The organism is Streptomyces sp. NPDC050988 (assembly GCF_044456225.1).
Lineage (GTDB): Bacteria > Actinomycetota > Actinomycetes > Streptomycetales > Streptomycetaceae > Streptomyces.
Genome location: NZ_JBITFQ010000024.1, coordinates 13124 through 25537, shown reverse-complemented (window position 1 = coordinate 25537; position 12414 = coordinate 13124). Strand labels below are relative to the sequence as shown.

10 protein-coding genes are annotated in these 12414 nt (G+C 69.7%); 2 read left to right on the top strand and 8 right to left on the bottom strand.

All coding sequences use genetic code 11. The annotated features are described in order from the left end of the window. Positions 1 to 119: 119 nt before the first annotated feature. Both ACIBEI_RS35510 and pta read right to left on the bottom strand, forming a co-directional pair. Entirely contained in the window at positions 120 to 1340 is a 1221-nt protein-coding gene (locus ACIBEI_RS35510) for an acetate kinase (protein WP_398894510.1), read from the bottom strand. Then, positions 1337 to 3466 carry a phosphate acetyltransferase gene (gene pta / locus ACIBEI_RS35505; protein ID WP_398894509.1) on the bottom strand — a complete coding sequence of 710 codons (2130 nt, stop codon included), beginning with the start codon at positions 3464 to 3466 and terminating at the stop codon, positions 1337 to 1339. The genes ACIBEI_RS35510 and pta overlap by 4 nt, the downstream gene beginning before the upstream one ends. A gap of 275 nt (positions 3467 to 3741) precedes the next feature. Here pta and ACIBEI_RS35500 point away from each other — a divergent pair, with 275 nt between their 5' ends. After that, positions 3742 to 4767 carry an ATP-dependent 6-phosphofructokinase gene (locus ACIBEI_RS35500; protein ID WP_055614533.1) on the top strand — a complete coding sequence of 342 codons (1026 nt, stop codon included), beginning with the start codon at positions 3742 to 3744 and terminating at the stop codon, positions 4765 to 4767. Between the two features lie 178 nt (positions 4768 to 4945). Here ACIBEI_RS35500 and ACIBEI_RS35495 read toward each other — a convergent pair whose 3' ends face one another. After that, positions 4946 to 5659 (bottom strand): helix-turn-helix domain-containing protein, encoded by a 714-nt coding sequence (locus ACIBEI_RS35495; RefSeq protein WP_398894508.1) that lies wholly within the window; start codon positions 5657 to 5659, stop codon positions 4946 to 4948. A gap of 202 nt (positions 5660 to 5861) precedes the next feature. Between ACIBEI_RS35495 and ACIBEI_RS35490 the strand changes: the two genes are divergently transcribed. Then, the gene (locus tag ACIBEI_RS35490) at positions 5862 to 6314 is read left to right on the top strand and encodes a PPOX class F420-dependent oxidoreductase (protein WP_398894506.1); all 453 of its coding nucleotides are present in this window, start codon (positions 5862 to 5864) and stop codon (positions 6312 to 6314) included. Positions 6315 to 6320: 6 nt separating this feature from the next. Here ACIBEI_RS35490 and ACIBEI_RS35485 read toward each other — a convergent pair whose 3' ends face one another. The 5 genes from ACIBEI_RS35485 to ACIBEI_RS35465 all read right to left on the bottom strand — a co-directional run bounded on the left by ACIBEI_RS35485 (position 6321) and on the right by ACIBEI_RS35465 (position 12298). Beyond that, positions 6321 to 7166 (bottom strand): carbohydrate ABC transporter permease, encoded by an 846-nt coding sequence (locus ACIBEI_RS35485; RefSeq protein WP_398894504.1) that lies wholly within the window; start codon positions 7164 to 7166, stop codon positions 6321 to 6323. A 1-nt stretch (position 7167) separates the two neighbouring features. After that, positions 7168 to 8115 carry a carbohydrate ABC transporter permease gene (locus tag ACIBEI_RS35480; RefSeq protein ID WP_398894503.1) on the bottom strand — a complete coding sequence of 316 codons (948 nt, stop codon included), beginning with the start codon at positions 8113 to 8115 and terminating at the stop codon, positions 7168 to 7170. Positions 8116 to 8211: 96 nt separating this feature from the next. Beyond that, a complete protein-coding gene (locus ACIBEI_RS35475; RefSeq protein WP_398894502.1) occupies positions 8212 to 9579 on the bottom strand; it encodes an extracellular solute-binding protein in 1368 nt (455 codons plus the stop codon). A 293-nt stretch (positions 9580 to 9872) separates the two neighbouring features. Next, a complete protein-coding gene (locus tag ACIBEI_RS35470) occupies positions 9873 to 10565 on the bottom strand; it encodes a response regulator (RefSeq protein ID WP_398894501.1) in 693 nt (230 codons plus the stop codon). Beyond that, positions 10562 to 12298: an ATP-binding protein gene (locus ACIBEI_RS35465; protein ID WP_398894499.1), complete on the bottom strand. Its 1737-nt coding sequence runs from the start codon at positions 12296 to 12298 to the stop codon at positions 10562 to 10564. Before ACIBEI_RS35465 ends, ACIBEI_RS35470 begins: the two co-directional genes overlap by 4 nt. Between the last annotated feature and the right edge of the window lie 116 nt (positions 12299 to 12414).

The window sequence follows — 12414 nt, the reverse complement described above, 5'->3', positions numbered from 1 at the left end:
CTACGGAATATTCCGTCTGGTGGAAGATACAAATGGGCGGGTACGCGCTCAGGCGTGGGCCTGGCCGGCTTTCCCGGTGCTCTCCTGGAGCGGCTCGTCGGCTGCTCCCCGGCGCCTCCTCAGGCGTTCCCGTTCCCCACGAGTGCGTAGGTCTGGTCGGCGATCTCCAGTTCCTCGTCGGTCGGTACGACGGCCACCGCGACCCGCGCGCCCTCGGGCGAGATCAGGCGCGGCTCGCCGGACCGTACGGCGTTCAGCTCGTCGTCGACCGCCAGGCCCAGCGCCTGAAGGCCCGCGATCGCGGCCTCGCGCACGGGGGCGGCGTTCTCGCCGACGCCCGCCGTGAAGGCCACCGCGTCGACCCGGCCGAGCACCGCGTAGTACGCGCCGATGTACTTCTTGAGTCTGTGTATGTAGATGTCGAAGGCGAGTCGGGCCTGTGCGGCGTCCTCGGCGCCTTCGTCGATGCGGCGGCGGATCTCCCGCATGTCGTTGTCGCCGCACAGGCCGATCAGACCGCTCTTCTTGTTGAGAAGATTGTCGATCTCGTCCGTGGACATCCCGCCAACACGCATCAAATGGAAGATGACCGCGGGATCCATGTCACCGGACCGCGTACCCATCACGAGCCCCTCCAAGGGCGTCAGTCCCATGGAGGTGTCCACGCACCGGCCCTTCTCGACCGCCGACGCCGAGGCGCCGTTGCCGAGGTGCAGCACGATGACGTTCACCTCCTCCGGCGCCTTTCCGAGCAGCTCGGCGGTCGCGCGGGACACGTACGCGTGCGAGGTGCCGTGGAAGCCGTACCGGCGGATGCGGTGCTCGTCGGCGGTCTTCACGTCGATCGCGTAGCGGGCCGCGGCCTCCGGCATCGTCGTGTGGAAGGCCGTGTCGAAGACGGCGACCTGCGGAAGGTCCGGGCGCAGCGCCTGTGCGGTACGGATGCCGGTGAGGTTGGCCGGGTTGTGCAGGGGCGCCACCGGGATGAGGCGCTCGATCTCGGCGAGCACGGCGTCGTCGATGACGGTCGGCTCGGTGAAGGTCCTGCCGCCGTGCACGACCCGGTGGCCGATCGCGGCCAGCTCGGGGGAGTCCAGGCCGAGCCCGTCCTTGGCCAGTTCCTCGGCGACGGCCTTCAGGGCCGCCTCGTGGTCGGCGATCGGCCCGGTCGTCTCGCGGGACTCGCCGGTGGCGAGGGGCGTGTGCTTCAGCCGGGAGGTCTCCTCGCCGATGCGCTCGACGAGCCCCACCGCCAGTCGGCTGCTGTCGCTCATGTCGAGCAGCTGGTACTTCACCGACGAGGAGCCGGAGTTGAGGACGAGGACGCGGGTGGCGGTCACTGGGTGGAAGCCTTCGAGGTCGGGGACGTGGAGGGGGAGGCGGCCGAGGGGCCCTGCTGGGCGGCCTGGGCCTGGATCGCCGTGATGGCGACGGTATTCACGATGTCCCCGACCAGGGCGCCGCGGGACAGGTCGTTGACCGGCTTGCGCAGGCCCTGGAGGACCGGCCCGACGGCGATCGCGCCGGCCGAACGCTGCACGGCCTTGTACGTGTTGTTGCCGGTGTTGAGGTCCGGGAAGATCAGCACGGACGCCTGTCCCGCGACCTCCGACCCCGGCAGCTTGGTGGCCGCGACGGTCGGCTCGACGGCGGCGTCGTACTGGATCGGCCCCTCGATCTTCAGGTCGTCGCGGCGCGAGCGGACCAGCTCGGTTGCCGTGCGCACCTTGTCGACGTCCGCGCCCGAGCCGGACGTGCCGGTCGAGTACGACAGCATCGCGATCCGCGCCTCGACCCCGAACTGCTCGGCGGTGGCGGCCGACTGGATGGCGATGTCGGCCAACTGCTCGGCGTTCGGGTCGGGGTTGACCGCGCAGTCGCCGTACACGAGGACCTTGTCGGCGAGGCACATGAAGAAGACGGACGAGACGATCGACGCTTCGGGCTTGGTCTTGATGATCTCGAAGGCCGGGCGGATGGTGGCCGCCGTGGAGTGCACGGACCCGGACACCATGCCGTCGGCCAGGCCCTCCTGGACCATCAGCGTGCCGAAGTAGTTCACGTCCGAGACGACGTCGTACGCCAGCTCGACGGATACGCCCTTGTGGGACCGGAGTTGGGCGTACTTCTCGGCGAAGCGGTCGCGCAGCTCGGAGGTCTGCGGGTCGATCAGCTGAGCGCCGCCGAGGTCGATACCGAGGTCGGCGGCCTTCTTGCGGATCTGGTCGACCGGGCCGAGCAGTGTGAGGTCGCAGACACCGCGGCGCAGCAGCACCTCGGCGGCGTGCAGGACGCGCGCCTCGGTGCCCTCGGGCAGCACGACGCGACGCCTGTCGGAGCGGGCCTGCTCCAGCAGCTTGTGCTCGAACATCATCGGCGTGACCCGGCCGCTGCTGGGCGCCGAGACCCGCTTCAGCAGGCCGCCCGTGTCCACGTACCGCTCGAAGAGGCCGAGGGCCCGCTCCGCCTTGCGGGGTGTCGCGGCGTTCAACTTCCCTTCCATGCCGAAGAGTTCGGACGCGGTGAGGAAGGAGCCGGTCTCGACCGCGACCACCGGCGTGCCCGGCGCGAGGCGGGCAGCGAGGGTCAGGACGAGGTCGCTCGGCCGCTCGTTGAGGGTGAGCAGGACACCCGCGATGGGCGGGGTGCCGGCACTGTGCGCGGCGAGGGCGCCCACCACGAGGTCGGCGCGGTCGCCGGGCGTGACGACCATGCAGCCCGGGGTCAGCGCGCCCAGGAAGTTCGGCAGCATGGCGCCGCCGAAGACGAAGTTCAGCGCGTCGCGTGCGAGCCCCGAGTCGTCACCGAGGAGCACCTTGCCGCCGAGGGCGTGGGTGATCTGCGCGACCGTCGGCGCGGAGAGCGCGGGCTCGTCCGGCAGCACGTAACACGGCACGGGGAGGCGGTTGTCGAGCCGCTCGTGTATCTCCGCGCGGTCGGCCGGGGTGACCCGGTTCACCACCATCGCGAGTACGTCGCAGCCGAGGCCGTCGTAGGCGCGGAACGCGTTGCGGGTCTCCGCGAGCACCGACTCCGAGGTCTGGTTGCGGCCGCCCACGACCGGGATCACGGCGGCGCCGAACTCGTTCGCCAGCCGGGCGTTGAGCGCCAGCTCGTCGGGGAACTGGGTGTCCGCGTAGTCCGTACCCAGCACGAGGACGACGTCGTAGTCGCGGGCCACCCGGTGGAAGCGGTCGACGAGCTGCGAGACCAGCTCGTCGGAGCCCTGCTCGGCCTGGAGCGCGGACGCCTCGTGGTAGTCCATGCCGTAGACCGTCGTCGGGTCCTGGGCCAGCCGGTAGCGGGCCCGCAGCAGCTCGAAGAGACGGTCGGGCCCGTCGTGGACGAGGGGGCGGAACACCCCCACCCGGTCGACCTGGCGGGTCAGGAGCTCCATGACTCCCAGCTCGATGACCTGGCGGCCGTCTCCTCGGTCGATCCCGGTCACGTACACGCTGCGCGTCACGCGTGCTCTCCGTTTCCTCCGACAGCAGTAAAAAGGCAGCCGTTATCATCGGCTGTGCCCTCTTGACAATACCTCCGGGCCTGGTTACGACGCCCGTTGCGGCGGGGGCGGACGGCGGCTCCGCCAAGGGGGAGCGGGGGCGTGAGGGGCGCGCCGAGGGCGTGCGCAGGCGCGACGGGCGCGGACAGCGCCCCCCTGCCGCCCATGAAACAATCGGACTGGCTCACAGGTACCACAGGAGAAACAGCCCAACAGCGAGCAGGAGACACAGCACGATGCGCATCGGAGTTCTCACCGCAGGCGGCGACTGCCCGGGGCTGAACGCAGTGATCCGGTCGGTCGTGCACCGAGCCGTCACGAACTACGGAGACGAGGTCATCGGCTTCGAGGACGGTTACGCGGGCCTGCTCGAAGGCCACTACCGGGGCCTCGACCTGGACGCAGTCAGCGGCATCCTCGCCCGCGGCGGCACCATCCTCGGCTCCTCCCGCCTCCAGCGCGACCGCCTCCGCGAGGCCTGCGAGAACGCGCAGGACATGGCACGCGAGTTCGGCATCGACGTGCTGATCCCGATCGGCGGCGAGGGCACCCTGACGGCGGCGCGCATGCTGTCGGACGCGGGCCTGCCGGTGGTCGGCGTCCCCAAGACGATCGACAACGACATCTCGTCGACGGACCGCACCTTCGGTTTCGACACCGCCGTCGGTGTCGCCACGGAGGCGATGGACCGCCTCAAGACGACCGCCGAGTCCCACCAGCGCGTGATGGTCGTCGAGGTCATGGGCCGGCACGCCGGCTGGATCGCCCTGGAGTCCGGCATGGCCGCCGGCGCCCACGGCATCTGCCTGCCCGAGCGGGCCTTCGACCCGGCCGACCTGGTCAAGATGGTCGAGGAACGCTTCGCGCGCGGCAAGAAGTTCGCCGTCGTCTGCGTCGCCGAGGGCGCCCACCCCGCCGAGGGCACCATGGACTACGGCCATGGCGCGATCGACCAGTTCGGCCACGAGCGCTTCCAGGGCATCGGCACGGCGCTCGCCTACGAACTGGAGCGCCGCCTCGGCAAGGAGGCCAAGCCGGTCATCCTCGGCCACATCCAGCGCGGCGGCACGCCGACCGCGTACGACCGGGTGCTGGCGACGCGCTTCGGATGGCACGCGGTCGAGGCCGCGCACCGGTCCGACTTCGGCCGGATGACCGCGCTGCGCGGCACGGACGTGGTGATGGTGCCGCTGGCGGAGGCGACCACCGAACTGAAGACGGTCCCGAAGGACCGGATGGACGAGGCGGAGTCGGTCTTCTAGAGGGCGGGCCTTCCAGGGGGGCTCGTCGGGGGCGGGCCGGGCGGTCGTCACGGGTTGCCCGAACGGTCGTCACGGGCCCGCCCGGACGGTCGTGACGAGTTGGCCCCGAAGGTCGTGACAAGTTGGCCCCGACGGTCATGCCGAGTGGGCCCGGTCCGGGGCCTCCCGGTCGGCGCTGTCAGGCGCTGTTGCGCTGGACCACCGACCAGAAGCGGTCGACGATCCGGTCCAGGAAGTCCCGGCCCGCGTCGTCGGCCTCACCGGCGGCCGCCCCGCCGCTCCAGCTCAGCGTGGCCACCATCTGCCCCTGGTACTCGGTGTGCAGCGCTCGCAGCACATCACCCACGAGCCGCCGGTCCAGCGGCAGCAGCTTGCCCACCGGGCGTACGTACGCCTGCCAGCGGGTCGTCACCGCGTTGCGCAGCATCTCCGCCAGCTTCGTCTCGCGGCCGGTGACCGTGACGAGCTCCGCCAGGGAGAGGTCGAGCACCTCGGCGAGCGCCGAGGACTGCCGCTCGTTTCCGCGCCACTCGTCGGCCTCCTCCATCCGTACGTACACGAGGAGTTCGAGCCCCACGGCGCGCGCGACGTCCTCCGCCGCGAGACCGCGCGCGATCCGGTGCTCGCGCAACGTCCGCGGCGCGCCGATGAGATCGCCCGGCGAGCACCACAACACGCCCGCGAGCGCGGTGAGTTCGGTGTTGCTCGGCGCGGCTGTGCCCCGCTCCCAGGCGACGACCAGGTCCGGGGTCACATAGGGCAGTCCGAATGAGGCCTGCATGCCGTACGCGACATGCTCGGGCCCCATGCGCAGGGCGAGGCGCAGTTTGCGGGCGGCCTGGGCGTCGAAGGGCGGGGTGGGCTGTTGGGCCGACGGTTGGTGCACGCGCACAACGTATGGGCGCGGGGCTGCGATGACTACGGTCTGTTCGGCCAGGAATACGGATCGTGTGAACCTACGGTTTCGGATGTCTGTCCGAGGCCTGTTCGGGGTGGCCGAAGATCAGCTGGTGGCCGGGCGGTGTGGAGATCAGGATGTCGGGCATGGGCTCGTGCGGACGAGTCGGACGGACGGATCGAAGGTGGCAAGCGCCGTGAGCAGGATCGAAGGGCATATTCGCGAGCGACTGCTGGCGCCGAACTTCTGGCATCTGGCGACCGTCGGCGCGGACGGGGCGCCGCAGGTGTCGCCCATGTGGGCGGACCTCGAAGACGAGTACGTCATGGTCAACACGTCGATGGGCCGCGTGAAGGAGGAAAACCTTCGGCGCAATCCGTTCGTTTCCTTGTCCCATCACGACACCGGGAACCCCTACGACAGGGTGGAGATCCGCGGGCGGGTCGTCCGCTTCGTCGAGGGCGAGGTGGCCGAGCGGGCCATGGACCGGCTCACTCTGAAGTACATCGGCGAGGACCGGTACCCGTGGCTGCTGCCGGGAGAACGGCGCGTGATGATCCTGATCGAGCCGACGCGGGTGCGGCATGTGGTGGGCGTGGAGAAGTTCCGCCCCGGGGTGCTTCCCGAGGTTTCCGAACCCGCCGAGTGAGGCCCCTCACCCCTTGACCGCCCCGCCCAGTGCAAACCCCCCACCCAACCGCCTGGCCACCAGCACGTACAACAAAACCACCGGTGTCGAGTAGATGATCGAGAACGCGGCCAGCTGCCCGTACACGACCGTTCCGCGGTTTCCGAAGAAATCGTTGATGCTCACCGACGCGGGCATCTGGTCCGGGGTCAGCAGGAGCATGAAGGGGACGAAGAAGTTGCCCCACATCATCACGAACGAGAAGACGGTGACCACGGCCACGCCGGGGCCCATCAGCGGCAGCACGATCCGCAGGAGGGACTGGAACGAGGACGCCCCGTCCGTCCAGGCCGCCTCCTCCAGTTCCTTCGGCACGCCGTCCATGAAGTTCTTCATCAGCCAGATGGCGAAGGGCAGTTGGGACGCGGCGAAGAAGAAGATCGTGCCCTGCATCGTGTCGATCAGGTCCACCTGAACGAACAGGGCGTACACGGGAACCATGATCGCCGTGATCGGCAGGCTCGTCGCGAAGAGGATCGTCAGGAGGAAGGGGCGGTTCAGGCGGGAGCGGAAGCGGGACAGCGGGTAGGCGGCCAGGGCCGCGCACACCACCGTCAGCAGCGTCGCCCCGCCGCACAGGATCAGGCTGTTGAGGAGGGGCGTGAACGTGATCTCCGGCTTCAGGACGGCGTCGAAGTTGTCGAGGGTGACGCCGTCGGGGACCTTCACCTTCAGATCGGCCTTCGGGTCCACCGACGAGAGCAGGACCCAGGCGAGGGGGAGGACGAACGCGGCCGCCACGAAGAGAAGGCCCGCGTCGGCGGCGTAACGGCGGCTGTTGCGGCGGGTCGCGAGGGTCGTACTGCCGGGCATGTCAGACCTCCGTCCGCAGCAGGCGCATATAGACCAGGGAGAAGAGGGAGCCGACCACCAGGAGGAGCAGGGCCACGGCCGTTCCGTAGCCGATCATGCTCTTCTGGAAGGCCTGTTCGTACATGAAGAGCGGGAGCGTCTGGCTGCGGTTTCCCGGGCCGCCTCTCGTCATCACCCAGATCAGACCGAAGACCGAGAGGGTCTGGAGGGTGTTCAGCATCAGGTTCGTACCGATGGAACGGCGGATCATCGGCAGCGTGATGTGCCACATCCGCCGCCAGCCGCCCGCGCCGTCCACCTCCGCCGCCTCCGTGATCTCCTTCGGGATCTCGTTCAGGGCCGCCGAGTAGACCAGCATCGAGAAGGCCGTCCCCCGCCAGACGTTCGCGAAGGACACCGCGAGGATCGGGAGCGTGAACAGCCAGTTCTGGGACGGGAGATGGAGCCAGTCAAGAACGGCGTTCAGCGTGCCCTCGCGGCGGAAGAAGGCGTAGAGCAGAAATCCCGCCACGACCTCCGGCAGCACCCAGGCGGCGATGACGATGCCGCCGGTGACGGTACGGACCGGCTTCGACGCGCGCTGCATCAGTACGGCCAGGGTCAGGCCCAGCGTGTTCTGGCCGATCAGTGAACTCAGCACCGTGAACACCAGCGTCAGCCATACGGCGTTGAGGAACGCGTCGTCCTTGAACGCGGCCTTGAAGTTGTCGAAGCCGATGAACGACGACTCGGCCTGGCCGGTGAGCTGGAGATCCGTGAAGGCGATGTACGCGCAGTACGCGATCGGGCCGGCGAGGAACAGAAGCAGAAGGACGACGGCGGGGGACACGGGCAGCGCGCGCGTCAGGGCACGGCGGACATCGCGGCGGCCGCCGGGCGGGGGCGGTGGAGCGGCCGGGCCCGGCGCGGTCTTCACCACGCCGGGGCCCGCCGGAGGTGCGGAGGTCATGAGCGACTGATCATTTCTCACTCATCCTCTGGTGCGGCCGGTCGTCTTCAGATGCTGCCGGGCCGGGCTCAGGGCTCCGGTGCTTCCGAGCCCCGGTCATTTCTTGATGACCTGGTTGTCCGTGGCCGTCTTCAGCTCCTCGTCGTACCCCTTCGCCGCCTCCGCGACCGAGCTGTCGCCCGTCGTCACGCCCTCCATCGCCTCCTGGATGGCCGTCGAGACCTTCGGGTACGCGGGATACGCGGGGCGGTAGTGCGTGCTGGCCACCAGGTCCGTGAAGAACTTGATGCCGGGCTGTGCCTTCACGTACTCCGGGTCCTCGGCCACGTCCGTGCGTACCGAGATGCCGGAGTTGGCGATGTACCACTTCTGGGCGTTCGCCTTCGTCTGCATCGTCTTGATGAACTCGAAGGCCAGGTCGGGGTTGCCCGCCTTGCTCGGGATCGCCCAGGTCCAGCCGCCCGACATGCTCACCTTGCTCGGCGCCTGGCCGGTCTGCGTCGGCATGTACGCGAGGCCCAGCTTCTCGGACCACTCCGGCCATTCGTGGCCGCTGCCCTCCAGCCAGTCCTGCGGGAGCCAGGAGCCGTCGAGGTTGATGCCGAGTTTGCCCTCGGGGAGGAACTCGCCGCGGACCCTGGTCGCGATGTTGGGGTCGAGGGCGTCCGAGACGTCCGGGCCGAGCTTCTCCTTGAAGACCGTCTCGACGAACTGGAGAGAGTCCTTGAAGCCCTGGCTCCCCGTGATCCACTTCTTGGACGCCGGGTCGTAGAGAGGACTCTCGTTGGCCCCGCTGGCCGTCCCGTAGAGGAGCATCTCGAAGCCCTGCATGGTGGCCGCTTCACCCGCGGGCTTGCCCGTGTAGATGTTCATGGGTATGACGCCCGGGACCTTCGCCTTGATCGCGCGGGCCGCGTCGAGGATGTCCGCCCAGTTCGCCGGCTGCCAGTCGGCGGGGAGCCCGGCCTTCTTGAAGATCGCCTTGTCGAACCAGAGGCCCCGGGTGTCGGTGCCGTCGGGAACGCCGTACGTCTTCCCGTCCTCGGCCTGCGCCGCCTCCTTCGCCGTGTCGATGAACTGGCTCCAGTCGTCCCACTTGGCGAGGTACGGGTCCAGCGGCTTGAGGTACCCGCTCGTGATGTCGGAGTTGATGAGGAACGTGTCCTCGTAGACCAGGTCAGGGGCCGTCTTCGGCGAGCGGAGCATCTGCTGGAGCTTCGTGTAGTACTCCGAGTCCGGGGCCTTGATCGGGACGAGCTCCACCCTCTTGCCGGGGTTGGCCTTCTCGAACTGGTCCTTGATGTCGGCGAGGTACGTGTCCATCACCTTGACGGAGTTGTCCGTCGACTGTTTGAAGGAGATCTTCACCGTGTCCGGATCACTTCCGGAGTCGCTGCCGCAGGCACTGAGGGCGGTGGCGGTGAGCAGGGTGGCGAGGAGAAGTGGAACGGCTGTGGGGCGCACGGGTACAACCTCCTGCTGGCCGACGTCTTTGTGGCCGGGTTGGGCTGCACGAGAACCTAAGAGGGCTCCTCCAGCCAGGTCAATGACTTTGCATGAGCAGTCCGCCACAGTGCGTACGGCCGCGCACACTCAAGGTGCTGTCGAGGGGCCCGCCCGACAGGGTGTGCCGGGCATCCGGAAGGGGATCGTGACGTGCCGGAACAGGACGTCACCGCAGGGCAGTTGACGCTGTCCGTGCTCGAAGGAGGAGTGGGGCCGACGGTGCAAGTCGTGCTGTACGCCGGGGTGTTGGGCTAGCCCTTCACCCACCGGTACTGCAGCTCAGGTCTTCCCACCTGTCCGTACTGCGGGCTGCGCCCCGCTCTCCCCGCGTCCACCAGGTGTTCCAGATAGCGCCGGGCCGTGATGCGGGAGATGCCGACGGCCTCGGCGACTCCTGTCGCGGTCAGGCCCTCGTCGCAGTCGCGCAGGGCGCGGGTGACCCGCTCCAGCGTGGGGGCGCTCAGCCCTTTGGGCAGGGCCGCCGGACCGGGGGCCCGGAGGGTGGCGAGGGCGCGGTCGACCTCGTCCTGGCCGCTGGCCTCGCCGGCCGCCGCGTGGAACTCGGCGTAGCGCACGAGGCGGTCACGGAGGGTGGCGAACGTGAACGGCTTCAGTACGTACTGCACCACTCCCAGCGACACACCCTCCCGGACCACCGTCAGGTCGCGCGCCGAGGTCACCGCGATGACGTCCGCGTGGTGGCCGGCGGCGCGCAGCGAGCGGGCCAGCTGCAGGCCGTGCACGTCCGGCAGGTGGAGGTCCAGGAGGATCAGGTCCACGGGCAGGCGGTCCAGCGCCCGGCGGGCCTCCGCGCCCGTGTGGGCCTTGCCGACGGCCGTGAAACCGGGCACCCGCCCCACGTACAGGACATGCGCGTCCGCCGCGACGGGGTCGTCCTCGACGACCAGGACGCGGATGTCCCGAGAGGGGGAAGGCGTGCTCATACGGTGCCTCCGTGCGGCGTCGGCTCGGGCGCGGGCTCATGCGTGAGCCCAGGACCGCCGCCGGACCCGTCCCCAGACCCGTCCACGGCCCCTGACCCGGACTCGGGCCCGGCGTGGACCTTAGTCCTCCCGCGCCCCGCCGTCGGCAGCGGCAGCCGTACCTCGAAGGACGCGCCGCCGCCCGGGGCCTCCGTCACGGTCAGTGTCCCGTCGTGCCGGGCCACCGCCTGCCGTACGAGGGCGAGGCCCAGCCCCCGCCCGCCGGGCCCCGCGGGCTTGGTGGACCAGCCGCGCTGGAAGACCGCCTCCGTGTGGGCCGGGTCCACGCCCGTACCGGTGTCGACGACCCGCAGGACCAGCCCGTCCGCGTCCGCGATCGCCGTGACCGTGACCCGGGCGCCGGCCGAGCCCTGCGCCGCGTCCACCGCGTTGTCGATGAGGTTGCCGAGGACCGTGACCAGGTCGCGGGAGGGCAGGGACTCCGGGAGCAGGCCGTCGTCGATGCTGCTGTCCTCGGAGACCAGCAGCTCGACGCCGCGCTCGTTCGCCTGGGCCGTCTTGCCCAGCAGCAGCGCGGCCAGTACCGGCTCGCTGACCGCCGCGACGACCTGGTCGGTCAGCGCCTGGGCCAGTTCCAGCTCGGCCGTGGCGAAGTCGACGGCCTCCTCGGCCCGGTCCAGCTCGATCAGGGAGACGACGGTGTGCAGGCGGTTCGCGGCCTCGTGCGCCTGCGAGCGCAGGGCCGTGGTGAAGCCCCGCTCGGAGTCCAACTCGCCCATCAGGGACTGCAGTTCGGTCACATCGCGCAGTGTCACGACCGTGCCCCGGCGCTCGCCGCCCGACACCGGCGAGGTGTTCACGACGAGCACCCGCGAGTCGGTCAGATGCACCTCGTCCACGCGCGGCTCCCCGGACAGCAGGGCCCCCGTCAGCGGCGTGGGCAGGCCGATGTCCGCCACCGAGCGGCCCACCACGTCGTCGGTCACATCGAGCAGCTCGCGCCCGCCGTCGTTGATCAGCGCCACCCGGAACTGCCCGTCCAGCATCAGCAGCCCCTCGCGCACGGCGTGCAGCGCGGCCTCGTGGTAGTCGTGCATCCGGCTCAGCTCGGCCGCGTTCATCCCGTGGGTGGAACGGCGCAGCCGGGCGTTGATGACGTACGTACCGACGGCCCCCAGGGCCAGGGCGGCCGCCGCGACGCCGAACAGGGCCTGCACCTGGCCCTCGACCCGCTGACTGATCTCGTCGACCTTGATACCCGCGCTGACGAGGCCGACGATGCGGTCGTTGTCGTATATCGGCGTGACGGCCCGCACGGACTCGCCGAGGGTGCCGGTGTACGTCTCGGTGAAGGGATGGCCGAGGAGCGCGCGCTGTGTGTTGCCGAGGAAGTGCTTGCCGATCAGGTCCTTGTTGGGGTGCGTCCAGCGGATGCCGTCGGGGTTCATGATCGTGACGAAGTCGACCTGGGCGTCGCGCTGCACCGACGTCGCGTACGGCTGGAGCGTCTTCGTCGGATCGTCCGTACGGATGGCCTCCCGCACGGACGGGGAGTCCGCGACCGACCGGGCCACCGCCATGGCCTGGCGTCCCGCCGCGTCCTCCGCCTGACTCCGGTCACTGATGTAGGTGAAGAGCGCACAGCCCGCGACCACGACCGCGACGAGCACAGCCTGCATGGCAAAGAGCTGACCAGCCAGGCTGCGGGGGCGTGGAGCACGGGGGAGGCGCATGCAAACAGTCTGCCCCTCCGGATAAGCGCGAACTAAATGAACGGAAGGGTGACGGCCCTCACAAGGCGGGAGATAGTCACCGACAACCCCCGGACGTGAGCCGCACGCCGGATGAT

What these genes read in the sequence shown, in the direction of transcription:
- ACIBEI_RS35500 (WP_055614533.1), top strand. Translation starts at nt 3,742, where the DNA reads ATGCGCATCGGAGTTCTCACCGCAGGCGGCGACTGCCCGGGGCTGAAC.
- ACIBEI_RS35480 (WP_398894503.1), bottom strand. Translation starts at nt 8,115, where the DNA reads ATGACCTCCGCACCTCCGGCGGGCCCCGGCGTGGTGAAGACCGCGCCG.
- ACIBEI_RS35465 (WP_398894499.1), bottom strand. Translation starts at nt 12,298, where the DNA reads ATGCGCCTCCCCCGTGCTCCACGCCCCCGCAGCCTGGCTGGTCAGCTC.
- ACIBEI_RS35485 (WP_398894504.1), bottom strand. Translation starts at nt 7,166, where the DNA reads ATGCCCGGCAGTACGACCCTCGCGACCCGCCGCAACAGCCGCCGTTAC.
- ACIBEI_RS35470 (WP_398894501.1), bottom strand. Translation starts at nt 10,565, where the DNA reads ATGAGCACGCCTTCCCCCTCTCGGGACATCCGCGTCCTGGTCGTCGAG.